The 24,113-nt window shown below is 64.6% G+C and carries 22 protein-coding genes and 1 pseudogene; 14 read left to right on the top strand and 9 right to left on the bottom strand.

The annotated features are described in order from the left end of the window. The first annotated feature begins 84 nt into the window (after positions 1–84). The 4 genes from maiA to ACVWYP_RS02715 all read left to right on the top strand — a co-directional run bounded on the left by maiA (position 85) and on the right by ACVWYP_RS02715 (position 3,855). The gene (maiA, locus tag ACVWYP_RS02730; protein WP_304497642.1) at positions 85–717 is read left to right on the top strand and encodes a maleylacetoacetate isomerase; all 633 of its coding nucleotides are present in this window, start codon (positions 85–87) and stop codon (positions 715–717) included. Continuing rightward, a complete protein-coding gene (locus ACVWYP_RS02725) occupies positions 707–1,219 on the top strand; it encodes a MarR family winged helix-turn-helix transcriptional regulator (protein WP_304497641.1) in 513 nt (170 codons plus the stop codon). The genes maiA and ACVWYP_RS02725 overlap by 11 nt, the downstream gene beginning before the upstream one ends. Then, on the top strand, positions 1,219–2,403 hold the full coding sequence (locus ACVWYP_RS02720; protein ID WP_304497640.1) for a 3-hydroxybenzoate 6-monooxygenase: 1,185 nt from the start codon (positions 1,219–1,221) through the stop codon (positions 2,401–2,403). Before ACVWYP_RS02725 ends, ACVWYP_RS02720 begins: the two co-directional genes overlap by 1 nt. A gap of 510 nt (positions 2,404–2,913) precedes the next feature. Then, complete coding sequence (locus ACVWYP_RS02715; protein WP_369525591.1) at positions 2,914–3,855, top strand: IS110 family transposase; 942 nt, start codon at positions 2,914–2,916, stop codon at positions 3,853–3,855. 64 nt (positions 3,856–3,919) lie between these two features. On the opposite strand, the gene ACVWYP_RS02710 is transcribed toward ACVWYP_RS02715, so the two are convergent. The 5 genes and pseudogenes from ACVWYP_RS02710 to ACVWYP_RS02690 form a co-directional block, all read right to left on the bottom strand. Further along, positions 3,920–5,530: a benzoate-CoA ligase family protein gene (locus ACVWYP_RS02710; RefSeq protein ID WP_439711128.1), complete on the bottom strand. Its 1,611-nt coding sequence runs from the start codon at positions 5,528–5,530 to the stop codon at positions 3,920–3,922. Further along, on the bottom strand, positions 5,527–6,657 hold the full coding sequence (locus tag ACVWYP_RS02705; protein ID WP_304497638.1) for an FAD-dependent monooxygenase: 1,131 nt from the start codon (positions 6,655–6,657) through the stop codon (positions 5,527–5,529). Before ACVWYP_RS02705 ends, ACVWYP_RS02710 begins: the two co-directional genes overlap by 4 nt. 114 nt (positions 6,658–6,771) lie before the next feature. Further along, positions 6,772–6,984, bottom strand: a complete 213-nt coding sequence (locus ACVWYP_RS02700; RefSeq protein ID WP_304497637.1) for a hypothetical protein — start codon at positions 6,982–6,984, stop codon at positions 6,772–6,774. A 93-nt stretch (positions 6,985–7,077) separates the two neighbouring features. Then, positions 7,078–7,299: a cysteine rich repeat-containing protein gene (locus ACVWYP_RS02695; protein ID WP_304497636.1), complete on the bottom strand. Its 222-nt coding sequence runs from the start codon at positions 7,297–7,299 to the stop codon at positions 7,078–7,080. 40 nt (positions 7,300–7,339) lie between these two features. Next, positions 7,340–8,129: pseudogene (locus ACVWYP_RS02690) on the bottom strand (cysteine rich repeat-containing protein). A gap of 249 nt (positions 8,130–8,378) precedes the next feature. Here ACVWYP_RS02690 and ACVWYP_RS02685 point away from each other — a divergent pair. Continuing rightward, complete coding sequence (locus ACVWYP_RS02685) at positions 8,379–9,536, top strand: efflux RND transporter periplasmic adaptor subunit (protein WP_304497634.1); 1,158 nt, start codon at positions 8,379–8,381, stop codon at positions 9,534–9,536. Between the two features lie 12 nt (positions 9,537–9,548). Then, a complete protein-coding gene (locus tag ACVWYP_RS02680; protein ID WP_304497633.1) occupies positions 9,549–12,719 on the top strand; it encodes an efflux RND transporter permease subunit in 3,171 nt (1,056 codons plus the stop codon). Between the two features lie 366 nt (positions 12,720–13,085). Here ACVWYP_RS02680 and ACVWYP_RS02675 read toward each other — a convergent pair whose 3' ends face one another. Then, complete coding sequence (locus ACVWYP_RS02675) at positions 13,086–14,087, bottom strand: NADP-dependent oxidoreductase (protein ID WP_304497632.1); 1,002 nt, start codon at positions 14,085–14,087, stop codon at positions 13,086–13,088. A gap of 226 nt (positions 14,088–14,313) precedes the next feature. On the opposite strand from ACVWYP_RS02675, the gene ACVWYP_RS02670 reads away from it, so the two are divergent. Together ACVWYP_RS02670 and ACVWYP_RS02665 are read left to right on the top strand one after the other, a co-directional pair. Continuing rightward, on the top strand, positions 14,314–15,603 hold the full coding sequence (locus ACVWYP_RS02670) for a dicarboxylate/amino acid:cation symporter (RefSeq protein ID WP_304497631.1): 1,290 nt from the start codon (positions 14,314–14,316) through the stop codon (positions 15,601–15,603). A 12-nt stretch (positions 15,604–15,615) separates the two neighbouring features. Beyond that, a complete protein-coding gene (locus tag ACVWYP_RS02665) occupies positions 15,616–16,572 on the top strand; it encodes an amino acid ABC transporter substrate-binding protein (protein WP_304497630.1) in 957 nt (318 codons plus the stop codon). Positions 16,573–16,832: 260 nt separating this feature from the next. On the opposite strand, the gene ACVWYP_RS02660 is transcribed toward ACVWYP_RS02665, so the two are convergent. After that, a complete protein-coding gene (locus tag ACVWYP_RS02660; RefSeq protein ID WP_304497629.1) occupies positions 16,833–17,060 on the bottom strand; it encodes a hypothetical protein in 228 nt (75 codons plus the stop codon). A 66-nt stretch (positions 17,061–17,126) separates the two neighbouring features. Between ACVWYP_RS02660 and ACVWYP_RS02655 the strand changes: the two genes are divergently transcribed. Further along, entirely contained in the window at positions 17,127–17,291 is a 165-nt protein-coding gene (locus ACVWYP_RS02655) for a hypothetical protein (RefSeq protein WP_304497628.1), read from the top strand. Positions 17,292–17,405: 114 nt separating this feature from the next. Here ACVWYP_RS02655 and ACVWYP_RS02650 read toward each other — a convergent pair whose 3' ends face one another. Continuing rightward, positions 17,406–17,663, bottom strand: a complete 258-nt coding sequence (locus ACVWYP_RS02650) for a hypothetical protein (protein WP_304497627.1) — start codon at positions 17,661–17,663, stop codon at positions 17,406–17,408. A 215-nt stretch (positions 17,664–17,878) separates the two neighbouring features. Between ACVWYP_RS02650 and ACVWYP_RS02645 the strand changes: the two genes are divergently transcribed. Both ACVWYP_RS02645 and ACVWYP_RS02640 read left to right on the top strand, forming a co-directional pair. Next, on the top strand, positions 17,879–18,235 hold the full coding sequence (locus ACVWYP_RS02645; protein WP_304497626.1) for a response regulator: 357 nt from the start codon (positions 17,879–17,881) through the stop codon (positions 18,233–18,235). Between the two features lie 20 nt (positions 18,236–18,255). Then, positions 18,256–18,456 (top strand): hypothetical protein, encoded by a 201-nt coding sequence (locus ACVWYP_RS02640; protein ID WP_028341810.1) that lies wholly within the window; start codon positions 18,256–18,258, stop codon positions 18,454–18,456. Positions 18,457–18,514: 58 nt separating this feature from the next. Here the strand turns inward: ACVWYP_RS02640 and ACVWYP_RS02635 are convergent, their stop codons facing one another. Next, on the bottom strand, positions 18,515–19,450 hold the full coding sequence (locus ACVWYP_RS02635) for an ATP-grasp domain-containing protein (RefSeq protein WP_304497625.1): 936 nt from the start codon (positions 19,448–19,450) through the stop codon (positions 18,515–18,517). A gap of 349 nt (positions 19,451–19,799) precedes the next feature. Between ACVWYP_RS02635 and ACVWYP_RS02630 the strand changes: the two genes are divergently transcribed. From ACVWYP_RS02630 to ACVWYP_RS02620, 3 genes are all read left to right on the top strand, one after another. After that, a complete protein-coding gene (locus tag ACVWYP_RS02630) occupies positions 19,800–20,573 on the top strand; it encodes a ferredoxin--NADP reductase (protein WP_024581583.1) in 774 nt (257 codons plus the stop codon). Positions 20,574–20,957: 384 nt separating this feature from the next. Next, complete coding sequence (locus tag ACVWYP_RS02625; protein ID WP_080583354.1) at positions 20,958–21,827, top strand: patatin-like phospholipase family protein; 870 nt, start codon at positions 20,958–20,960, stop codon at positions 21,825–21,827. A gap of 596 nt (positions 21,828–22,423) precedes the next feature. Next, positions 22,424–24,052 carry an FMN-binding glutamate synthase family protein gene (locus ACVWYP_RS02620; protein WP_304497624.1) on the top strand — a complete coding sequence of 543 codons (1,629 nt, stop codon included), beginning with the start codon at positions 22,424–22,426 and terminating at the stop codon, positions 24,050–24,052. The last annotated feature ends 61 nt before the right edge of the window (positions 24,053–24,113 follow it).

Genomic DNA, 24,113 nt, shown 5'->3' with positions numbered 1-24,113 from the left:
CAAGCCAAAGCGTTTTCGAGCGAAGTCGATACCGGTTCGCGTCAAGAAAATGCGTCAAACCAGAATACTGCAAGGGAGGTTCCGATGAAGCTGCATGGCTATTTCCGCAGCAGCGCGTCCTACCGGGTCCGGATCGCCCTCAATCTGAAGGGGCTCACGTCGGAGCATCTGCCGCATCATTTGCGCAAGGGCGAGCAGTGCGCGCCGGCCTATCTCGCGATCAATCCGCAGGGGCTGGTGCCGACCCTGGAGAGCGATGCTGGCGCGATCCTCACCCAGTCGCTCGCGATCATCGAATGGCTCGACGAGACCAATCCCAATCCGCCGCTGCTGCCGAACGATCCGCTGCGGCGCGCCAAGGTGCGGGCGTTTGCGCAGGCGATCGCCTGCGATACCCATCCGGTGCAGAATTTGAAGGTGCTGGCGCGGCTGCGTCAGCTCGGCCTGCCCGAAGCGCAGGTGACGGAATGGGCGGCCTGGGCCAATCGCGAGGGACTGTCGGCCTGCGAGACCCTGATCGCGGCTGAAGCCGGCCCGTTCTGCTTTGGCGATGCGCCGACGCTGGCCGATCTCTGCCTGGTGCCGCAGCTCGCCAATGCGCGGCGTTTCGGCGTCGACGTCTCAGCCTATCCGCGTCTGCTCAAGGCCGAGGCCGCGGCAAAGCAAATCAAGGCGTTTGCCGACGCCGCCCCGGACAAGCAACCCGATGCCGAATAGCAAGCCAACGCCCGTCACGATGGACGCGGTCTACACCGCGCCCGGCTACCTGTTCCGGCGGATGCAGCAGATCGCGGTCGCGCTGTTCATCGAGGAGTGCAAGCTGTTCGACCTGACGCCGGTGCAATATGCCGCGCTGGTCACGATCTCGACCCATCCCGGCATCGACGCCACAAGGCTCTCGGCGGTGATCGCGTTCGACCGCTCCACGCTCGGCAACGTGATCGAGCGGCTGCAGGCCAAGGAGTTCATCGTGCGCAAGCCTGCGCCCGAGGACAAGCGGGTCAAGCTGCTTTATCTTACCAAGGCCGGCGCGGCGGTGCTGAGCGACATCATGCCCTCGGTCGACAAGGCACAGGCGCGAATGCTGCAGCCGCTGAAGCCGGCCGACCGCAAGACGTTGCTGGCGCTGTTGACCCAGCTGGTCGACCTCAACAACGAGGCGTCGCGGGTGCCGCTGCGCGCCGAGGATGCGCTCGAACATCTCGGGAGGTCGGGCTGATGGCGGAGACGAGACCTGTCCTGATCGCGGGCGGCGGCATCGGCGGCCTCGCCGTGGCGCTCGGCCTCGCGCAGAAGGGCATCCGCTCGATCCTGCTGGAGAAGGCTGCCGCGCTCGGTGAGATCGGCGCCGGCATCCAGCTCGGCCCGAACGCGTTCCACGCTTTCGACTATCTCGGCGTCGGCGAGGCCGCGCGCAACATGGCGGTCTATATCGATCAGCTGCGGCTGATGGATGCGCTGACCGCCGACGAGATCACCCACATCGATCTCGGCGATGCGTTTCGCGCGCGGTTTGGCAATCCCTATGCCGTGGTGCACCGCGGCGATCTGCACGGCGTGTTCCTGCGCGCGTGCCAAAGCCACGAACTGATCGAGCTGCGCGTGTCCAGCGAGGTGACCGGCTATGAGCAGGACGGCTCGTCCGTGACGGTAAAGCTCGCGGGTGGCGAGCGGATCACCGGCCGTCTTCTGATCGGCGCCGATGGCTTGTGGTCGAACATCCGCAAGCAGGTCACGGCGGACGGCCCGCCGCGCGTCTCCGGCCACACCACCTATCGCTCGGTGATTCCGACCGAGCAGATGCCGGAGGATCTGCGCTGGAACGCGGCCACGTTGTGGGCCGGCCCGAAATGCCACATCGTGCATTACCCGCTGTCGGGCTGGAAGGTGTTCAACCTCGTCGTCACCTATCACAACAATGCGCCGGAGCCGGTCGCGGGCAAGCCGGTGTCCGAAGCCGAGGTGATGAAGGGTTTTACCCACGTCCATGAGCGGGCGCAGAACATCATCCGCCACGGCACCAACTGGAAGCTTTGGGTGCTGTGCGACCGCGATCCGAACGGGCAATGGATCGACGGCCGCGTGGTGCTGCTCGGCGACGCCGCGCATCCGATGCTGCAATATTTCGCGCAGGGCGCCTGCCAGGCGATGGAGGACGCGGTCTGTCTGTCGCACATGCTGGCCAGTCACGATGACCAGACAGCGGCGCTCGAAGCCTACAGCGCGCAACGCTTCCCGCGCACCGCGCGCGTGCAACTGATGTCACGCGCGATCGGCGAACACGTCTACCATCCCGCAGGTGAGCACGCTCGCATCCGCAACGCGATCATGAGCGCGAAGTCGCAGGCCGAGTGGTGTGACGATATCGCGTGGCTCTATGGCGGGACAGGGCTTAAGGCGTAACTGCCGACGGTCGATACACGCGGCATGCTCGCCGCATTCTCCCTCGTCGTCCCGGACAAGCGAAGCGCGATCCGGGACCCATAACCACCGAAGGCTGTTGTGATGGCAGGCTGGGGCCCCAGCCTTTGCGCCGCAAATATTTGTGGTTATGGGTCCCGGCCTTCGCCGGGACGACGCTGAATCGCGTGGCGGTATGGCGGGACGCGGCTGGGCAGCTAGCTACTTACTCGTCGTCCCGGACAAGCGAGCGTAGCGAGCGCGATCCGGGACCCATAACCACCGATGGCTGCTGTTGTGGCAGGTTGGGGCTCCAGCCCTCGCGCCACACACATTTGTGGTTATGGGTCCCTGTGTCTTGGAAGTCTGTCAGGATGAGGGTGGGCGGGAAGCCGTTGGGTCCTTGGCGCTTGACGCCGTGAGCCGGCTCGGTCTCCCGCCCGTTCCATCTATCAACCTGAACAGTTGCACGAGGCTGCGCCAAACAGACCTCGCATCACAGGGACAGGCACCGTGATCATAGCTCTTCGTTACGTCGGAATCGACATCTCCAAAAACCACCTCGATATCTTTGATGAGGCTGACGGCGTGCCGAGGCGCATTGCCAACGCGACACAGGCCATCACACAGCAGGTGGCGCGTTGGCAATGCGATGCGCTGGTCGTCTTCGAGGCGACGGGTATCTATGACCTCGCGCTTCGCGAGGCGCTGCGTCAGGCCGGGATCCAGTTCGCACGGATCAACCCGGCCCGTGCCCGCGACTTTGCACGGGCTAGCGGCCTACTCGCCAAGACCGATCCGATCGATGCGCGGATGCTGGCGGCCTTTGCGCGGGCCATGCAGCCCGCCCCCGAGCAGGTCGCCGATCCTGCACGGGGCGCCTTGGCGAGGCTTGCAAAACGGCGGGATCAGCTGGTCCTCATGCGCGCCCAGGAGAAGAACCGGCGCAGCGAGGCCGACGATCGCGCCATGGCCGAACGCATTGGCCGCCTCATCGAGGTCCTCGACAGCGAGATCGCCGAGATCGAGGCCGACATCAGCGCATTGATTAAAGCCGAAGCGGAGATCGCGGACGATGCGAAGTTAATGCGTTCGCTGCCCGGCGTGGGTCCCGTGGCCTGCATGCAGCTCATCGCGCAGATGCCGGAACTCGGGCGGGTCGGACCGAAACAACTCGCAGCGCTCGCTGGCCTTGCTCCCTTCAACGTCGACAGCGGCACCTTCCGCGGCAAGCGCAAGATTGCGGGCGGCCGAAAGCGCGTTCGTGACGCCCTTTATATGGCGGCCCTCAACGCAGTTCGCAGAGCTGATCCGTTCAAGGCCTTCTATGCACGACTGCGACAGGCCGGAAAACCAGCCAAACTCGCCCTCATCGCCGTCGCCAGGAAGCTGCTCACGGTCCTCAATGCCATGATGCGAGACCGAAAGCCGTACCTACAGACCAAACCAACATAACAGTTGCCGGCTTTCGCCGGGACGACATCGAATGTGTGGCGGCAGTGTTGCGCAGTCTGCGCACTCACATTCGCATCACCGCCTGCCGGTCGATCTTGCCGGTGCCGGTCTTCGGCAGCTCGTCGATGAATTTGACCTCGCGCGGGTATTTGTACGGCAACAGCTTTGTCTTGACGTAATCCTGCAGCCGCCGCGTCGCTTCGGCCGTGTCGAAGCCGGCCTTGTTCATGACAACCACGGCGCGCAGCGTCATGCGCCGGTCAGGCAATTCGGCGGCGTAGACGGCGCATTCGCGGACGTCGGGGTGATCGGCGAGGCAGAGCTCGACTTCGAGCGGATAGACCCACTGGCCGGAAATCTTGATCAGATCGTCGGCGCGGCCGCGGAAGAAGTGGAAGCCGTCGCTGTCGCGCATGAAGCGGTCGCCGGTGTAGATCCAGCCGTCCTCGCGCACGGTCTCGGCGGTCTTGTCCGGCCGGTTCCAGTACAGTGGGGTCGCGGAATCGCCGCGCACCCACAAGATCCCTTCCTCATTGTCGCCGACCTCGCGGCCGTCGCTGTCGCGCAGCATGATCTCGTAGCCGGGCACGCGCAGGCCCGCGGCGCCGAGCTTCTTTCGCTCCGCGCGGTTGCTGAGATAGACGTGCAGCACTTCGGTCGAGCCGAGGCCTTCGATGATCTCGAGCCCGGTGAGCCGCTTCCAGCCGTTGAACACATCGGCCGACAGCACCTCGGCGGCTGAGACCGCCATCCGCAGCGAGGAGAAATCGGCAGTGTCGGCGCCCTCGGCCTTTGTCAGGGAGATGTAGAGCGTCGGCAGGCCGAAGAACACGGTCGGGCGATATTGCCCGATCGCCGCGAAGATCGTGGCCGGCTTCGGCTGGCCCGGCAGCAGCAGCGTCGCGGCGCCGATTGAGAAGGGAAACGTGATCGAGTTGCCGAAACCGTAAGCGAAGAAGATCTTCGGCACCGAGAAGCAGATATCACCGGACTCTAGCTTCAGCACATTGCGGGCAAAGGCGCGCTCGCTATAGGCCATGTCGTGCTGCAGATGCACGATGCCCTTGGGACGGCCGGTCGACCCCGACGAATACATCCAGAACGCCATCTCGTTGCGGTGGGTGTCGGCCGCGTCGAGCTCGATCGGAAATCCTTGCAGCCAGTCGCCGGCGTTGCGCGCCTCGGCGACGGCGTGATCGCCGGCGGCGCCGTTGACCACGACCAGCGTGCGTAGCGGCGTGTCCTTGCAGGCTTCCGCGTTGAAGCGCGCACAGAATTCCGCATCGGTGACCGCGACCTGCGCGCCGGCGTCGGACAGATAGAATTGCAGCAGCTCGGGCGTGGTCAGCGTGTTGATCAAGAGCGGCACGAAGCCGGCACGCACCGCGCCGAAGAATGCCGCGGGATAGGCCGGGGTGTCGTCGAGGAACAGCAGGACGCGGTCGCCGCGCTGCAGTCCAAGCGACCGGAAGGCGTGGCCCCAGCGTGCGGCCTCAGTGCAGAGCTCGCGATAGGTCCGCGTACCGGCCGGGCCGGTCAGCGCCAGGCGCTCGGCATTCCCGTTGCCGAGATTGTCAAACAGGATGCCGCTCGCATTGTAGCGTTCGGGGATCGTAAAGCCGATCTCGCGCGCACCGGGATTGTCCAGCGGAACCTGGTCGGCGATCCCAGTCATGATTGTCCCTTTGCGGCTGCGTAGCGGGCCATGAAGGCGGGCGACATCGCGCGCAGCCGCGCGTCATCGATCCGGCCGGAGCGGGTGATGTAGCTGTAGGCGAAATCCATCAGATCGAGCGTCATGTGCGCGGGGAAATGCTCGTACCAGTCGGCACTGGTCCGCGCCGCGGTGACGAGCTTCTTCACGATCGGCTTGCGCTCGCTCTCGTAGCGGGCAAGCGCGGCGGCGATGCCGCTCTCGGTCTCCAGCGCCTTGGTCAGCGCGATCGCATCCTCGATCGCAAGCCGCGTGCCCGAGCCGATCGAGAAATGCGCCGAATGCAAGGCGTCGCCGATCAGCACCATGTTGCCGTGCGACCAGCGCTCGTTCCAGATCCACGGGAAATTGCGCCACACCGATTTGTTCGAGATCAGCCGGTGGCCGTCCAGCGTCGCGGCGAATACGTCTTCGCAAATCGCCTGCGACTCCTCGATGCTCTTATCGGCGAAGCCGTAGGCGGCCCAGGTCGCCGCATCGCACTCGACCAGGAAGGTGCTCATGTCCTTCGCATAGCGATAGTGATGGGCGTTGAAGCTGCCGCGCTCGGTCGCCACGAAGGTCTGCGACAGTGTTGCGAAGGTTTTCGTGGTGCCGTACCAGGCGAACTTGTTTGAGGAATGCGAGACCGACGCGCCGAAGGCGGACTCATAGCCGCGGCGGACCATCGAGTTCAGCCCGTCGGCGGCGACGATCAGGTCGTAACCCCTGAGCTCATCGACCGATTGCACGACGGTGTCGAAGCGCGGCGTGACGCCTGTGCTGCGGACGCGCTGTTGCAGGATCGTCAGCAACGCCAGCCGGCCGATCGAGGAGAACCCGACGCCGTCGATCTCGACGCTCTCGCCGCGCAGATTGAGGGTGATGTTCTTCCAGCTCTCCATAAGCGGGGCGATGGCGTCGACCGTCTCGGGGTCGTCGGCGCGCAGGAAGTCCAGCGCCTGTTCGGAGAACACCACGCCGAAGCCCCAGGTGGCGCCGGCCGCGTTCTGCTCGAACAGGTCGATCTCGGCGTCGGGATGACGCCTCTTCCAGAGATAGGCGAAATAGAGCCCGCCGGGCCCTCCGCCGATCACGGCGATCCGCAACGTCTGCCTCCCAGATTGACAGTGTACTTACAATTTGGATCCAGACTAATCACCCTCCGACGGGAACGCCAGAGGGAAAATGCGCGCGGCGACTAGCCGCCTGGGCTGAAAGTCTCAGTAGCAGCGGCGGACCTTGACCCCGTCGACCCATACCCAGCGGCAGCCGGCGGCGACGGGTTTGCGGACGACGACCGCACCGTTGGGACCGGCGCAGCCGGCGCGATAGACGCCGCGCGCGCAAACGACCGCGTTGGCGTCGGAGGAGTCAAAGGTCATGGTCGCGGCAAAGGACAGCAGGGCGGCGGCGATCAGCAATATTGAACGCATGAAATTCCCTCTCCCGGGTGTGGGTGGCAACAAGGTGCTACGGTTCCGTGCCCGGCAAATCGCCGGGCACATGTCGTCTCACCGCCTGCGCGGCTATTTCTTCTCCGCTTCCGCCAGCACCTTCTTGCAGGCGGGCGCCAGCTTGTCGCTCTGCTTGGCGAGACAGGCGATGATGCGGCCGCCGCCGGGCGTCACGCTTTTGCAAAACTTCTCGTAATCGCCCATGCAGGCGTCGCGTTGCGCGGTGGTCAGCTCCTGGGCGCAGACGGCGGTTGCGCCGCAGAGCAGCGCGGCGGTCAGGATAATGCGCAGCATTGTTCGCTCCCCTTTTCCGGTCGATCGCGTGACAACAGGATTACCGCGCCGCGAACGGCGCCAGCACGTCGCGGCACGCCGGCGACAGCGAGCCGGCATTGGTCGCGAGGCACTGCACGATCCGCCCGCCGCCCGGCTGGACGCCGCCACAGATCGAGCGGACGTCGGCGCCGCAGGCCGAGCGCAGCACGAGCAGCTCTTCGCGCGGCCGCAGCGGCCGCAACGCGATCACGGCCGGCGCCGCGGCTGGTGCTGCCGTCGTCGCTGCAGCGCCCGCGGGCCGGCGCGGCGGCACCGCCACCAGCGGCGGCCACGGCCTTCTCGCAGGCCGGCGAAAGCTTGCCCTTGTTCTTTTCGAGGCACTGCAGCGCCGGCGCGCCGCCGGTCGGCACGCCCGCGCAAACCTTGGGATAATCGGAGCGGCATGCGCTGCGGATCGCGGAGATCTGCGCGTTGGACGGCGTCCCGGCCGCCTTCGGTGCGGCGGCTTCGGTGGCAGGCTTGGCCGTTGCCGCGGGAGCAGCTTCGGTCTTGGCCGCCGCCGGCGCGGTGTCTGCCTTCGGTGCGGCGGCCGGCGCTTCGACGGCCTTCACCGCGCTGGCGCAGCCCGCGCCGAGGCTTGCCATGTTCTTCTGCAGACATTGCAGCGAGGCTTCGCCGCCTGGCGGAACGCTGGAGCAGTGGGCGATGTAGTCGTTGCGGCATTGCGACTTGATGGCGTCGCGCTGCGCCTGGGTCGGCGCCTGCCACAAGGCCGGTGCGGTGCTCATGAATGCCGCAAGCGCAAGACATGCGGACAGCTTCGTTGCTCGTGTCAACGCATTGATCATCTGAATAAATCCTCTGGTCGCGCCGGAGGCATCCGGCTCAACTGAACTGAGTTCTGAAAAAGTCTTGTTGTAACAACCTCGGCGCGCGACATCATTTTCGCTTTCGAGTTCCGCTGCAAGCGGATTGTTGCTATGGATGAAGCAGGCGGATTTTTTGCCCGTCACGAGATCTTTAAATTTAGTCATTTGAATCGAGGCTCGGAAATGAGGCATGCGCGCGCGTCGGCACATTTCGGTCGGAGCAGTTTTGTGCGGCTGCGAAATGCACCGCTTGCGCGCGTCGCGTTCGTGATATCGGCCTTCGTCAGTTTAAGTGCCTGCGAGCAAAACAGTTTTGTTGCGCCGCCGCCGCCCAAGGTCGAGGTTGCGCCGCCGGTGCAGCGCGCCATCACGCGTTATCTGGACGCCACCGGAAACACCGCGCCGATCCAGACCGTCGATCTGGTCGCGCGCGTGCAGGGCTTCCTGCAGACGATCAACTATCAGGACGGCTCCTTCGTGAAGGCGGGGACCACGCTGTTCACGATCGAGCCGGAGACCTACAAGCTGAAGCTGGAACAGGCGCAGGCCGCAGAGGTCGGCGCGCAGGCGACGCTGAAGCAGGCCGAGCTCGACTTCAAGCGGCAGACCGATCTGGTGCAGCGGCAGGCGGTCTCGCAGGCGACCCTTGATACCTCGACGTCGACCCGGGACAACGCCCAGGCCAGCCTGCAGCAGGCCCAGGTCAACACCAAGATCGCGGCGGTCAACTACGGCTACACCAACGTGGCCGCGCCGTTCGACGGCATCGTCAGCAATCACCTGGTCTCGGTCGGCGAGCTGGTCGGCGTGGCGTCGCCGACCCAGCTTGCCACCATCGTGCAGCTCAACCCGATCTATGTGAATTTCAACGTCAACGAACAGGACGTGCAGCGGGTGCGGGATGAAGCGCGCCGTCGTGGCCTGACGGTCAACGAACTCAGGCAGTTGCCGGTCGAGGTCGGCCTGCAGACCGAGACCGGCTTTCCGCACAAGGGCAAGCTCGATTACATCTCGCCGACCCTCAACCAGTCGACCGGCACGCTCGCGGTCCGCGGCGTGTTCGCAAATCCGGACCGGACCTTGCTGCCCGGCTTCTATGTCCGCGTTCGCGTGCCGTTCGAAAAGCAGGACAACGCGCTGCTGGTGCCTGACGTCGCGATCGGCAGCGACCAGGCCGGCCGCTACGTGCTGGTCGTCAATGCCGAGAATGTGGTCGAGCAGCGCAAGGTGACGACCGGCCCGCTCGATGAGGGGCTGCGCGTCATCGAGAGCGGCCTGAAGGGGGATGACCGCGTCGTGACCGCCGGATTGCTACGCGCGATCCCCGGGCAGAAGGTCGATCCGCAGGTGCAGAAGGCCGACGCGGCGCCGACAGCCGCCAAATAGGACGCACGCGCCATGATCTCGAAATTCTTCATCGAGCGCCCGGTCCTTTCCAACGTCATCGCGATCCTGATGATCCTGATCGGCGGCGTGGCGCTGTATAATCTCGCGGTCGCGCAATATCCCGACGTGGTGCCGCCGACGGTGCAGGTGACGACGCGCTATCCCGGCGCCTCGGCCAAGACCGTGGTCGACACCGTGGCGCTGCCGATCGAGCAGCAGGTCAACGGCGTCGAGGACATGCTGTACATGCAGTCCTACAGCGGCGCCGACGGCACCTATACGCTGACGGTGACCTTCAAGATCGGCACCGATCTCAATTTTGCGCAGGTGCTGGTGCAGAACCGTGTCTCCAGCGCGCTGTCGCAGCTGCCGACCTCGGTGCAGAACCAGGGCGTCACGGTCCAGAAGCGGTCGACCTCGATCCTGCTGTTCGTGACGCTGACCTCGCCGAACAAGACCTATGACAGCCTGTTCCTGTCGAACTACGCCACCATCAACATCCGGGACGAGCTGTCGCGCCTTCCGGGTGTCGGCAACGTCACGGTGTTCGGCGCCGGGCAATATTCGATGCGGGTCTGGCTCGATCCGAACAAGCTGCAGGTGCGCGGGCTGGTGCCGCAGGACGTCATCCAGGCGATCCAGCAGCAGAGCCAGCAGGTCACCGCCGGCCAGGTCGGCGCGCCGCCGACGCCGGCGGGCCAGGCGTTCCAGTACACGCTGAACGTCAACGGCCGGCTCGACGACAAGAGCCAGTTCGAGGACATCATCGTCAAGTCAGGCAATGTCGGCGACGTCACCCGGGTCCGCGACGTCGGCTGGGTCGAGCTCGGCGCGCAGACCTACAGCCAGATATTCTCGCTGAACCAGAAGCCCGCGACCGGCATCGGCGTGTTCCAGTCGCCGGGCGCCAATGCCTTGCAGGTCGAGAAGGCCGTCGAGAAGAAGATGGCGGAGCTCGCCAAGCAGTTCCCGCAGGACATCAAATACGACACGCCGTTCGACACCACCAAATTCGTCAACGCCTCGATCGAGGAGGTCTACAAGACCCTGTTCGAGGCCGGCCTCCTGGTGCTGGTCGTGATCCTGGTCTTCCTGCAGGACTGGCGGGCGATGCTGGTGCCCGCCACCACCGTGCCGGTCACGATCATCGGCGCGTTCGCGGCCATGGCGGCGCTCGGCTTCACCATCAACCTGTCGACGTTGTTTGCGATCGTGCTGGCGATCGGCATCGTGGTCGACGACGCCATCGTCGTGGTCGAGGGCGCGGCGCACAATATCGAGCGCGGCATGTCGGGCCACGACGCCGCGATCAAGGCGATGGACGAATTGTTCGCGCCGATCGTCGGCATCACGCTGGTCTTGATCTCGGTGTTCCTGCCGGCGGCGTTCCTGCCCGGGCTGACCGGGCGGATGTACGCGCAATTCGCGCTGGTGATCGCCGCCACCGCGCTGCTCAGCGCCGTCAACGCCGCGACGCTGAAGCCGACACAGTGCGCGCTATGGCTGCGTCCTCCCGCTCCGCCCGAGCAGCGCAATTTCTTCTATCGCGGCTTCAACGCGGTCTATGACCGGCTGGAGCGCGGCTACACACGGCTGGTCAGCGGCATCGCCGGGCATGCCAAGACCTCGGTCGCCGTTGCGCTCGTCATCATCGGGCTCGCCGGCTACGGCCTGTCGCGGGTGCCGACCGGATTCATTCCGATCGAGGACCAGGGCTATCTGCTCGCCGCGGTGCAATTGCCCGACGGCGCGGCCCTCGACCGCACCCAGCACGTGCTCGACGAGGTCACCAGGATCGCCGGCAAGACCCCCGGCGTCGACCAGGTGGTCAGCATCGCCGGCATCTCCGCGCTCGACAACTCCTCGAGCCTCGCCAATGCCGGCGTCGCCTATCTGATCCTGAAGGACTGGGGCGCGCGCGGGCCGGGCGAGGATCTGCGTTCGCTGGTCTACGGGCTCAACGACAAGCTCGCGGTGATCCCGGAGGCGCGCATCCTGGTGATCCCGCCGCCGCCGATCCAGGGCATCGGCAACGCCGCCGGCTTTGCCATGCAGGTCGAGCTGCGCGACGGCAATGCCGACTACGGCAAGCTGCAGGCGGTCACCGGCGCGATCGTGGCCAATGCGCAGACCCAGAGCGCGCTGCAGCGGGTCCAGTCGTCGTTCCGCTCGATGGTGCCGCAGTTCGACGTCGACGTCGATCGCATCAAGACGCAGACCCTGCACGTCACCCCCGACCAGATCTTCGCGGCGCTGTCGACCTATCTCGGCGCCAGCTACGTCAACCAGTTCACCAAGTTCGGCCGCACCTTCCAGGTCTATACCCAGGCCGAGGCACAGTACCGCCTGAGCCTGCGCGACATCGAGAACATGATGGTGCGCAACAGCAACGGCGACATGATCCCGCTTGGCACGGTCGCCAAGATCACGCCCTCGATCGGACCGTCGCTGATCAGCCTCTACAACCTCTATCCATCCGCCTCCATCATCGGGCTGCCGGCGCAGGGTTACTCGTCCGGCCAGTCGATGGCGTTGATGGAGGAGATCGCGGCAAAGACGTTGCCGCCCGGCTCGGGCTTCGAGTGGACGGCGATGTCGTACCAGGAGAAGGAGGTCGGCAGCCAGATCTACTATGTGTTCGCGCTGGCGCTGCTCCTCGTCTATCTCGTGCTCGCCGGGCAATATGAGAGCTGGTACGCGCCGATCTCGGTGATCCTGGCCGTGCCGCTGTCGCTGCTCGGCCCGACGCTGGTGCTGCTGAGCCTGAATATCGAGAACAACCTCTACACCCAGATCGGCACCATCCTGTTGATCGCGCTGTCGGCCAAGAACGCGATCCTGATCGTCGAGGTCGCGCTGGAACGTCATCTGCGCGACGGACGGTCGGTGCTGGATTCGGCGATCGACGCGGCGCGCGCGCGATTCCGGCCGATCCTGATGACGTCGTTTGCCTTCATCCTCGGCGTGCTGCCGCTGGTGCTTGCGACCGGCGCCGGCGCCAGCGCCCGCAAGTCGATCGGCATCACCGTGTTCTCCGGCATGATCGCCTCGACCTGCCTCGCCGTGCTGTTCGTGCCGGCGTTCTTCGTCGTGGTGCAGAGTTTCGAGAACTGGCGCAAGGCGAAGAAAGGCAAGACCGCCGCGCCGCAAGCCGCACCGCAGGCGTCGGGCACGCTGCATTAGGGCTGCGCCGAGTGCATTCAGATCTCTCCCCGTCACCCTGAGAGAATGTGAATGTATTCACCGTCGTCCTGGCGAAAGCCAGGACCCATTACCCCAACCGCTTGTTGTTGTGTGACGCTGGGGCCACTATCGCACGCTCAATCGAATTCGGTGGTTATGGGTCCTGGCTTTCGCCAGGACGACGACGTTGGGAAGCCACTCGCTACAACTCTCACACCGTCACCCTGAGGAGGCCGCGAAGCGGCCGTCTCGAAAGGTCGACGGCCACCAGCCGGGCCGTGCATCCTTCGAGACGCGCTACGCGCTCCTCCAGCGACAAAGGCGAAGCCTTTGCGCGGGGATGACGGGTTCGGAGATGTTCCCCAGCTACACCTTCACCATGCGCTTACCGCGATTCTCGCCGGCCAAGAGCCCGATCAGCGCCTGCGGCGTGTTCTCGATGCCGTCGATGACGTCCTCCTGCACCTTGAGCTTGCCCGAGGCGACCCAGGACTGCAGGTCGGCGAGCGCGGCGTCGCGCTGGTCCATGTAGTCCATCACGATGAAGCCCTGCATGATCAGCCGCTTCACCACGATCAGGCCGGGCACGCCGCGCGGGCCGTGCGCGGAGGGGACGCCGTCATATTGCGAGATCGCGCCGCAGCAGGCGATCCGGCCGCGATTGTTCATCTGCGCCAGGCAGGCCTCCAGAATGTCGCCGCCGACATTGTCGAAATAGACGTCGATGCCCTTGGGCGCCGCCGCGCGCAGCGCCTTGTAGGTGGCGCCGTCCTTGTAGTCGACCGCGGCGTCGAAGCCGAGCTCGCTGGTCAGCCAATGGCACTTGTCCTTGCCGCCGGCGATGCCGACGACGCGGCAGCCCTTGATCCTGGCGATCTGGCCGACGATCGAGCCGACCGAGCCCGCGGCCGCCGACACCACCACGGTCTCGCCTTCCCTGGGCTTGCCGACGTGGAGCAGTCCGAAATAGGCGGTCAGGCCGGCAACGCCGTAGACGCTGAGCAGATGCGTCATCGGCTCGAGCTTCGGCATCTTCGCCAGGTGCCTGGCGGGCACGGCGGCATAATCCTGCCAGCCGGTGTCGCCGAACACGAGATCGCCGGGCTTCAGGGCGGGGTCGTTCGACGAGATCACCTCGGCGATGCTGCCGCCGGCCATCACGGTGTTGGCTTCCACCGCAGCGCGGTAAGTGGCGCCGTGCATCCAGGCGCGGTTGGCGGCATCGAGCGAGATGTAACGCGTCCGCACCAGCGCCTCGCCGTCCTTCGGTGCGGGGATCGTCCCCTTGGTCAGGCGAAAATGCTCGGGGCCAAGCTTGCCGGTCGGCTTTTCGACAAGCAGGATCTGGCGATTGACGGTGTCGTTCATTGGTGTCTCCCCCTTTTGCCTTCCCTTGGCGTTGGTTGTTTCGCATGCAATTGACTGCGACGCGCGCAGCGCCTTGCACAGATTGTGCGCTGCATGAACGCTAATCCGCGCGCTGGCATTCCACAACGGGAACGTTTCGGCAAAGTCGCGCTGGACGCGAAGCGTGTTGCGTAGCTGCGTAAATCTGCCACACTTGCCCTCCGCCGGGAACTACGGGGGTAAGAGAATGTCCAGCAGGTTTACGCAGTATATCCTGATTGCGATGGTCCTTGGCATCGCGATGGGGACGATTGTCTTCAACTACTTTCCTGACAGCCGTGCCGAGATCGCAGCAGACGTCAACCTGATCGCGATGCTGTTCCTGCGTCTGATCAAGATGATCATCGCGCCGCTGGTTTTCGCGACCCTCGTCGGCGGCATCGCCCATATGGGAAGCGGCGCCAAGCTCGGCCGCATCTTTGCCAAGACCATGGGCTGGTTCGTCTCCGCCTCGTTCGTCTCGCTGCTGCTCGGCCTCGTGATGGTCAATCTGCTGCAGCCCGGCGCCAACTTCCCCGGCACGCTGCCCGACAAGGCGCAGGCGACCGGGCTGCCGGTGTCGGCGTTCTCGATCGAGAAATTCCTCACCCATCTGATCCCGACCTCGATCGCGGATGCGATGGCGCAGAACGAGATCCTGCAGATCGTCGTGTTCGCGGTGTTCTTCGCGGTCGCGCTCGGTGCGATGCCTGAACGGGCCAAGCCGATCATGAGCCTGATCGACGACCTCGCGCACATCATGCTCAAGGTCACCGGCTATGTGATGCTGTTCGCGCCGCTCGCGGTGTGGGCCGCGATCATGGCGACCGTCTCGAAGAACGGCCTCGGCGTGCTCTGGAAGCTCATCGTCTTCATGGGCGGCTTCTATCTCTCGCTCCTGATCCTGTGGGGCATCCTGGTCGTCGTCGGGTTCATCGTGATCGGGCCGCGCTACAGCCATCTGTTGCGGCTGATCCGCGAGCCGCTGATGATCGCGTTCTCGACCGCCTCGTCGGAGGCGGCCTATCCGAAGACGCTGGAGGGGCTGAACAGGTTCGGCGCCTCCTCGCGCATCTCGGCCTTCGTGCTGCCGCTCGGCTATTCCTTCAACCTCGATGGCACGATGATGTACTGCACCTTCGCGAGCATCTTCATCGCGCAGACCTACCACATCGAGATGTCGGTCGGCACGCAGCTCGCGATGCTGGCGACGCTGATGATCACCTCGAAGGGCGTTGCCGGCGTGCCGCGCGCCTCGCTGGTGGTGATCGCCTCGACGCTGGCGCAGTTCAACATCCCCGAGGCGGGCCTGCTGATGATCATGGGCATCGACACCTTCCTCGACATGGGCCGCAGCGCCACCAACGTGATCGGCAACTCGCTGGCGACCGCCGTGGTCGCGAAGTGGGAGGGCGAGCTGAAGGCCGAGCACGAGCTCGGGCCCGACGACGCGGTGCCGCAGGATGCGGTGCCCGGCGCCGTGATGGCCGGCCATTGAGGGGAGGGATGCATGCATCGCGCCCGCTGGAGGCCGATACGGGCTGAGGCGCCCCTGCTGTCGACATGCCTGCTGTCGGCATGTCTGCTGGCGGCAAGCCTGCTCGCCGCACCGGCCACCGCACAGCCGGCGGGCGAGGGGCTCAGCCCCACGCTCGCCAACATCAAGGCCACGCACACGGTGCGGATCGGCTATCGCGAAAGCTCGCTGCCGTTCTCGTTCCTCGACCACTCCAACCGGCCGATCGGCTACAGCCTCGAGCTGTGCGATGCGATCGTCGAGGAGATCGGGACCGAGGTCGACGACGCCAATCTCAAGGTCGACTACGTCAAGGTCACCTCCGACGACCGCATTCCGGCGGTCGTCGACAAGAAGATCGACCTCGAATGCGGATCGACCACGGCGAATGCCGAGCGCGGCAAGCAGGTCGCATTCTCGCCGCTGATGTTCGTGGCCGGCACCAAGCTGATGGTGCCGAAGGCCTCCGGCGTCACCCAGGTTGCCGACCTCAAGGGCAAGACGGTGGTGGTGACCAAGGGCACCACCAATGAGCAGGCGATGCACAATGTCGACGCCAAGCAAAAGCTCGGCCTCAACATCGTCACCGCCCCCGACCACGAGCAGTCCTACCAGATGCTGGCGGACGGCAAGGCGGACGCGTTCGCGACCGACGACATCCTGCTTTACGGCCTGATCGCGCGGCACAAGTCGCGGGACAAATTCCGCGTCACCGGCGACTACCTGTCCTACGATCCCTACGGCATCATGTACCGCAAGGGCGAGCCGCAGATGAAGGACGTGGTCGAGCGCGCGTTCCGCAGGCTCGCCTCGAACCGCGACATCGTCCCGCTCTACAACAAATGGTTCGTCGCCCGGCTGCCGACCGGCGAGAAGCTCAACGTCGCGCTGTCGCCGCAGCTCGAAGAGGCGTTCAAGGCGCTCGACGATTCACCGGGCGGGTCGAACTAGCCGCGAGGTTCGACCTCTCCCCTTGCGGCAGGGCAATCGCATTTCGTGGCGGTGCCCTCGTGGCCATCCTTCGAGACGCCCGCCTTCGGCGGGCTCCTCAGGATGAGGTCTTGTTTTGCGGCACAATAGTAGACCCTCATGGTGAGGAGCGCCACTTGCGGCGCGTCTCGAACCACGAGGCCCAGCACTTGCGCGGTCGCCAAGGGGCATATGCGATAACCCTGCCCCTTGCGGGGAGAGGTCGGGAAGTCTGGCGCGCGTCACCGCCAATAGCGGCGCGACAAATCCAGGCACTGCCGGACCCAGTATCCGTTCACATGGATCAGCTGGCATGTGCTCGGAGGCGGCTCCTTGATGATCGGGTAGCCGTGGATGTCGATGTTCGTCGGGGCCGTGACGCCGCGCCAGAACACGGCGTTGGCGGCCGGAGGATTGAAGGCGGCGGCGAACGCCGCGATTGCGAGTAGGCCCAAAAGAAGTTTGCGCATAATCTGTGTCCGGATCAATCAATGCGCGGAAGCGTACTCCCTTGCGCGGGATGAGCAAGGCGCTGAATGGATCAAAATGACGGCCAGAGCTTCGGTGCCAGCCGCACCACCGCCCCCGCGTCAGCCGCCGCGAACCGCCATACATGCGAGGGCAACGATGCCGACCGCCGCCAGAACAACCATGACCTGGAAAATCGCGCGCCCAAGAATCGCTCCAATCGCACCCATTAAAGCTCCGTCGATCCGGCGGGATCTTTCTTCGAGTGTCCACGCGCCGCGATCTCTGGAGCATCATCGGCAGGCAAGATTCGGTTGTTGAAGTCGGCGAGCTCGTCGCTTCACCGGCTAATGTCGTTCGGCGACAAGTCGATCGACCTGTTGCTTCAGCTCTGCTTCCATTTCGGAGATGACGTCGTGCGGCAGGCGAGCGCGAAGCGGATCGGTCGTTTCGTGCGGCTTCCCGGGCGGCTTGACGAGCGCGGGTCGTTCAAGGGCCTGATCCTCAATCAATCGTCGAGAGGACACATAGCCTGTCGCGCCAGCCGTCACGTCAGTTCCGTGGGGTTCGCAAGAATCCTGATCCGGCTGCACCGCGTTCTTCATGAGCTTTGCCTCCTGGCACTATGTCGCAAGAATTCCCTTGCTCAGGCCCGAACCATTCGGCTCGTCCGGCTCGTCGCCCATCAATGACGCCGAAACCTCCAAAGTTGTTCCGCTCGGAACCTGCAAAGGTCCGCCGGAGCAGTCCCTCATGAAGCGGGAACCAGAACCATAAACATCCTCATTCGTTAACTCTGGTTGGTTGTTTGGAGGTTGCCATGGGTCACGCGAGGCCAATTCGACAAATAGCCGTTGTCGTTGAAGACGACACGATCCAGCGCGACATGATTGCGCTGTTGTTGCAGGAAGGTCATTTCGACGTCATCCAGTGCGAAGACGCCGAGACGGCAGCGCTGGCCATCAAGATGCGTCATCCGTCGCTGGTGGTCACCGACATCAAGCTCACGGGCAAAATGGATGGCGTCGAACTTGCTCGTTTGGCCCTCGATTGCGACCCGGGCGTGCGCGTCCTTGTCATCTCGGGCCGGCCCCCGGACAGCGCGCTGCCCGAGGGCGTCAAGTTTTTCGAGAAGCCGGTTTATCCACCCATGCTGCTGCGAGAGCTGGCGTCGTAGGTCTCGCCGATGGGTGGCCCATGCAAGACGATCCTGAAATCGATTGGCACCGGGAGCAGATTGCGAAGAACCGGGAGCTGATCGCGGAATTGCAATCCGGAAATACGGCGGGGGCTGACGTGTTTCCAGAGACGCAAGCCGAGATCGACCGTCTCACGGCACAGATCGAGCAATCGGAACTGATCGTCGCCGCCTATGAAAAGGAGCACCCGCAAGGCTGATCGGGCGCTCACAGTGCAGGATAGCGCCGTCGAGCCCGCGTCATCGGGCGGGGAGACGCTACGCGAACACTTCGTCCAGCGCCGCCGAATAGGCCGCCTCGACCAGCGCCGGATGCCGGCGCCCCAGCGCTTCCATCTTCACCCCGGAATTCACCTCAAGGATTTTCCACACGCCCTCCGTGCGCACGACGTCGATCGAGGCGAAGCGGATGCCGACGGCTTGCGCGGCCCTGATCGCGAGCGCGACGCAGGCCTCGCGCGTCGCGTCATCGGCGAGCAGCACGGGCTCCGCGCCGGCATCGAGGTTGTGCCGCCAGTTGAGCAGAAGCCGTTCGCCGGCGGGCGGAACGGCGTCGAGCGCGGCGGCATCGAACTCCTCGGTGATGGTCTTGAGTTGCTCGTCCGTCGCGTTCGCCTGCGCCAGTGCGCGCAGCGACTGGATGCCGTCGCCAACCACCGACGGGCGCGTCTTGCCGTAGACGATCAGCGCGCGCGCATTGAGCAGCACCACGCGCACCTCGTCCGCGATCTCGGCGTAGGGCGAGATGGCAAGACTTGGATGCGCGGCAAGGATGCGCGCAACCGCCGTCTCCAGCTGCGCTCGCGTCGTCACGCGGAAGACAAGCTCGCCGGAGGTCCCCTCATTGGGCTTCACGACCAGCCCCCGCGGATGCTGTTCGAGCAGACGCTGCATCGCGTCCAGCGAGTCCGATCCCGGAATGTGCTTGCTGAACTTCGCACCCAAAAACAGCGTGTGCGGAATGGCGGGAACGCCGGCCGATGCCAGCACGTCCGCGCAGGCCGATTTGTCATTGGCGACCTGATGCGCGACCGCGCTGTTCAGCCCGACGTCGTAGCCGATCGCGAGCCGCCGCGCGTTGCCCTTGGTCATGGTGACCAGCCAGCCGCCGGACTGCACCTCGACGGCAATCGCGTGCGCCAAACAATATTTTTTGATGGTTTCCAGGAAGATTCGCTGGCTGATCAGGACCACGAGATCATTTTCCCTTCACCGCGGTTTTCGTAGCAATTAATTGCCAGATCAATGCCGATCCCAGCAAGTAAATTACGTGCAGTCCCACGTGTTAACGATGACGCGGTTGAACCTCTGCGCGAAATCGAACGACTGCCATTCTGAGATCGCAATTGCACGCCAGTTGATCTTGACTATCTCCTGCATTGGCGCAATGGACACGCGAGATCTTCAGTGATTTCGGCCACTTCCGCGCCGTCGCGAGCAGTCTAAGCATGACCCGGAAAAGTGGGCACCGGTTTTCCGAACAGGTCATGCGCCAATAGAGTCAAACCATTCTAATTCTGGTCAGTCGAGAAAACGAAAACCCATGAGCGCGTTCTATCGAGAGAAAGTTCTTTCCGTTCAGCACTGGACCGATACGCTTTTCAGCTTCCGGGCGACCCGCGATTCCGGTTTCCGCTTCCAGAACGGGCAGTTTGCCATGATCGGCCTCGAGGTCGACGGAAGGCCGCTGCTGCGCGCCTATTCGATGGCGAGCGCCAATCACGAGGAAGAGCTCGAGTTCTTCTCGATCAAGGTGCAGGACGGCCCGCTCACCTCCAAGCTGCAGAAGATCCGCGAGGGCGACACCATCCTGGTCGGCCGCAAGGCGACCGGCACGCTGATCACCGACAACCTGATTCCCGGCAAGCGGCTGATGCTGCTGTCGACCGGCACCGGCCTCGCGCCGTTCGCCAGCCTGATCAAGGACCCCGAGGTCTATGATCGCTACGATCAGATCCTGCTGGTGCATGGCTGCCGCCAGGTCTCCGAGCTCGCCTATGGCGAGGAGCTGGTCGCCAAGCTGCGCGACGACGAATTGTTCGGGCCGCTGCTGTCCGAGAAGCTCTCGTACTATCCGACCGTGACGCGCGAGCCGTTCCGCAACCGCGGCCGCATCACCGACCTGATCACCTCCAACCAGCTGTTCACCGATCTGCATCAGGGTCCGCTCGACATCGAGACCGACCGCATCATGATGTGCGGCAGCCCGGCGATGCTGGAAGAGCTGAAGCAGCTGTTCGAGACGCGCGGCTTCAAGGAAGGCAGCGGCAACACCCCCGGTCACTTCGTGATCGAGAAGGCGTTCGTCGAGCGCTAGGGCCGTGAGCTTCTAAGATTGTCGTCCTGGCGAAAGCCAGGACCCATAACCACCGCTCTTTGTTTGTCGAAGGTTGGGGCCCCACCGGGCTCCAGCCTTTTGCATTTCGAGAATATGTCCGCGAACTCTCTTCGCCTCTCCCGCTTGCGGGGGAGGCCGGATCGCATCGATAGATGCGATCCGGGTGGGGGCTCTCTCCTCACGAAGAGGATTGCAAGCGGCGAAACCCCCACCCCAGCCCTCCCCCGCAAGGGGGAGAGGGGGCGCAGTCCCGTTGCGGCCCCGGTAGTTTCCTGTTGGGTGGCGTGCACCGTTTCTCACTTGCTATAACGCCCCCAACGCCGCGCAGCCGTTTCCCGAACGCGGCGATCAGGGAGTAGCACCTTGTCCATCACCGATCCGGATGCACCGAAGACCGCCTTTGTGTTCGCCGGCGGCGGCAGCTTTGGCGCGATCCAGGTCGGCATGCTGCAGGCGCTGGCCGCGCATGGCGTGGTCGCCGACATGGTGGTCGGCTCCAGCGTCGGCGCACTGAACGGCGCGTTCTATGCCGGCGACCCGACGGTCTCGGGCGTCGCACGGCTGGCCGAGATCTGGCGCGGCCTCAACCGGCAGGACGTGTTTCCCGTGACCTGGCGGACGCTGGTGAGCTTCCTGTGGCGGCGCGACTTCCTGATCCCGCATGATGGCGTCCGCAAGCTGATCGACGACTACATCCCGTTCCGCAATCTCGAGGACGCGCGGATCCCGATCCACATCGTCACCACAGACATCATCAGCGGCGACAGCGTGGTGCTGTCGGAAGGTTCGACAGCCGAGGCGATCGTCGCATCGACCGCGATCCCGGGTGCGTTCACGCCGGTGCACTACCGCGATCGTTTCCTGGCCGATGGCGCGATCTCCAGCAACACGCCAGTCCGCGTCGCGGTCAGGCACGGCGCCAAACGCCTGATCGTGCTGCCGACCGGGCATGCCTGCGCCAACCAGGCGCCGCCGGTCGGCGCGCTCGCCAATGCTCTGCACGCGCTGACGCTCCTGATCGCGCGGCAGCTCGTCAACGAGCTCGAGAACATCGCGCCCGATGTCGAGTATTTCGTGGTGCCGCCGCTCTGCCCGCTGGTCGGCTCGCCCTACGATTTCTCCCGGACCGCAGATCATATCACCCGGGCGCTGGACACCACCAACGCCTGGCTTGATGGCGACGGCCTGAAGCCCGGGCATATCCCGCACGAATTGCAGCCGCACGAGCACTAGGCGAACGGTGCTCTCTCCTCATCTCCTCTGCAAGCGCACTCACATGCGCGGGTGATGACACCGCGTGGTGCGACGCCTCGAATCGAGAACCATCCTCATCGTCGTCCCTGCGAAAGCAGGGACCCATACGCCGCGGCCGACCTTGTTGAAGGGACTCGTCGTTCCAGCGTGGCCCAACAATTGGCATTTGTGGTTATGGGTCCCTGCTCCCGTGCGCAATTGCGCACTAGGCAGGGACGACGGGTTGGAGGAGCCGCAGACTCACATCACGATTTCGGAATAGTGGAATTGTGCCGGTGAGTTGCCCGACGTGTCAAGTCGCTCTATCGAGCGCCGGCCGCAGCCGGCTCCTTTGCATGGGGTTGTTTTCGATATTTTGGTAGTGCGCCCGCGACGGCAGGTTATCGCATCCGATCCGCTGCGCTCCGTTGCAGTGCAAAAGGCGATACCGTTTCAATTTGACCGGTATCCGCACCCACCCATTCGGGCGGTTGTCACATCTGTGACTGCTCGGCCCTATAACCGTAGTGCACTTGTTCCGCGAGTTGGATTAGGCTCGCGGCCGACAGGGTATTTGGCCAGACCGGAGGAATTTCATGGATACAGTGCTGCTTCCGTTCTCGCCACGCTTCATCGTGCTGACGATCTGCGCCGTCGTCACCACACTGCTGCTGCTGGTCGGAATTTTCGATCACAAGGTCTTCAAGATCGTTCTGATTCCGCTGGTCATCTTCGGCGCCCTGACATTGCTCGGCATCCGCGACCTCACCCAGAAAAACCACGCGGTGCTGCGCAACTACCCGATCTCGGCGCATATGCGCTTCCTGCTCGAGGAAATCCGCCCCGAGATGCGGCAATATTTCTTCGAGAGCGAGAAGGACGGCATGCCGTTCTCGCGCGACACCCGCGCGCTGGTCTATCAGCGCGCCAAGATGGTGCTCGACAAGCGGCCGTTCGGTACCCAGGAGGACGTCTACCGCGAGGGCTATGAGTGGATGCATCATTCCGTGGCGCCGAAGCCGCGTGCCGAGGAGAAATTCCGCATCACCGTCGGCGGCCCCGACTGCACCAGGCCGTATTCGGCGTCGGTCTTCAACATCTCGGCGATGAGCTTTGGCGCGCTGAGCCCGAACGCGGTGCGAGCGCTCAATGCCGGCGCCAAGAAGGGCGGCTTCGCCCACGACACCGGCGAGGGCGGCGTCAGCCCGTACCATCGTGAGATGGGCGGCGACATCATCTGGGAGATCGGCTCCGGCTATTTCGGCTGCCGCAACCGCGACGGCACCTTCAATCCGGATCTCTTCGCAAGCGTCGCGGGCGACGACCAGATCAAGATGGTCGAGCTCAAGATCAGCCAGGGTGCCAAGCCCGGCCACGGCGGCGTGCTGCCGGCGGCGAAGGTTTCCGAGGAGATTTCCAAGATCCGGGGCGTACCGATGGGCGAGGACTGCATCTCGCCGGCCTATCACAAGGCGTTCTCGACGCCGCTGCAGATGATGGAATTCGTCGCCCGGATGCGCAAGCTGTCCGGCGGCAAGCCGGCGGGCTTCAAGATGTGCATCGGCCATCCCTGGGAATTCCTGGCGATCTGCAAGGCGATGCACGAGAGCGGGCTCTATCCCGACTTCATCGTGGTCGACGGCAATGAAGGCGGCACCGGCGCCGCGCCGCTCGAGTTCATGGACCATCTCGGCATGCCGATGCGCGAGGGCGTCAATTTCGTCCACAACGCGCTGGTCGGCATCGGCGCGCGCGATCGCATCAAGATCGGCGCCTCCGGCAAGATCGCGACCGCTTTCGACATGGCGCGCGCGATGGCGATCGGGGCCGATTGGTGCAATTCGGCGCGCGGCTTCATGTTCGCGCTCGGCTGCATCCAGTCCCTGAGCTGCCACACCGATCGCTGCCCGACCGGCGTGACTTCGCAGGACCCGATCCGCAACCGCGCGCTCTATGTGCCCGACAAGATCGACCGCGTGTACAACTACCACCACTCGACCCTGCACGCGCTGACCGAGCTGCTCGCCGCCGCCGGCCTCGAGCACACCAAGGAGCTGCGCCCGATCCACTTCTCGCAGCGCAGTTCGACCACCGAGGTCTCTTCCTTCGCGGAGCTCTATCCGACGCTGCGCCCCGGCGAACTGCTCGAAGGCACACCCCAGGACCGCCGCTTCCGCGACGCCTGGGCGATGGCGCGCGCGGATTCGTTCCAGCCGGCGGGGTAGAGGGGCGGCAAATCCGTAGCCCGGATGAAGCGCAGCGTAATCCGGGGCCACGCTCTGTGCG

It is taken from the genome of Bradyrhizobium sp. USDA 3262, assembly GCF_054060035.1.
This window is presented reverse-complemented; position numbering and strand designations above follow the sequence as displayed.

Bases quoted from the DNA above. Each gene is read 5' to 3' on its own strand.
- maiA (WP_304497642.1), top strand. From the start codon at position 85: ATGAAGCTGCATGGCTATTTCCGCAGCAGCGCGTCCTACCGGGTCCGG.
- ACVWYP_RS02725 (WP_304497641.1), top strand. From the start codon at position 707: ATGCCGAATAGCAAGCCAACGCCCGTCACGATGGACGCGGTCTACACC.
- ACVWYP_RS02720 (WP_304497640.1), top strand. From the start codon at position 1,219: ATGGCGGAGACGAGACCTGTCCTGATCGCGGGCGGCGGCATCGGCGGC.
- ACVWYP_RS02710 (WP_439711128.1), bottom strand. From the start codon at position 5,530: ATGACTGGGATCGCCGACCAGGTTCCGCTGGACAATCCCGGTGCGCGC.
- ACVWYP_RS02700 (WP_304497637.1), bottom strand. From the start codon at position 6,984: ATGCGTTCAATATTGCTGATCGCCGCCGCCCTGCTGTCCTTTGCCGCG.
- ACVWYP_RS02695 (WP_304497636.1), bottom strand. From the start codon at position 7,299: ATGCTGCGCATTATCCTGACCGCCGCGCTGCTCTGCGGCGCAACCGCC.
- ACVWYP_RS02680 (WP_304497633.1), top strand. From the start codon at position 9,549: ATGATCTCGAAATTCTTCATCGAGCGCCCGGTCCTTTCCAACGTCATC.
- ACVWYP_RS02675 (WP_304497632.1), bottom strand. From the start codon at position 14,087: ATGAACGACACCGTCAATCGCCAGATCCTGCTTGTCGAAAAGCCGACC.
- ACVWYP_RS02670 (WP_304497631.1), top strand. From the start codon at position 14,314: ATGTCCAGCAGGTTTACGCAGTATATCCTGATTGCGATGGTCCTTGGC.
- ACVWYP_RS02665 (WP_304497630.1), top strand. From the start codon at position 15,616: ATGCATCGCGCCCGCTGGAGGCCGATACGGGCTGAGGCGCCCCTGCTG.
- ACVWYP_RS02660 (WP_304497629.1), bottom strand. From the start codon at position 17,060: ATGCGCAAACTTCTTTTGGGCCTACTCGCAATCGCGGCGTTCGCCGCC.
- ACVWYP_RS02655 (WP_304497628.1), top strand. From the start codon at position 17,127: ATGGATCAAAATGACGGCCAGAGCTTCGGTGCCAGCCGCACCACCGCC.
- ACVWYP_RS02650 (WP_304497627.1), bottom strand. From the start codon at position 17,663: ATGAAGAACGCGGTGCAGCCGGATCAGGATTCTTGCGAACCCCACGGA.
- ACVWYP_RS02645 (WP_304497626.1), top strand. From the start codon at position 17,879: ATGGGTCACGCGAGGCCAATTCGACAAATAGCCGTTGTCGTTGAAGAC.
- ACVWYP_RS02640 (WP_028341810.1), top strand. From the start codon at position 18,256: ATGCAAGACGATCCTGAAATCGATTGGCACCGGGAGCAGATTGCGAAG.
- ACVWYP_RS02630 (WP_024581583.1), top strand. From the start codon at position 19,800: ATGAGCGCGTTCTATCGAGAGAAAGTTCTTTCCGTTCAGCACTGGACC.
- ACVWYP_RS02620 (WP_304497624.1), top strand. From the start codon at position 22,424: ATGGATACAGTGCTGCTTCCGTTCTCGCCACGCTTCATCGTGCTGACG.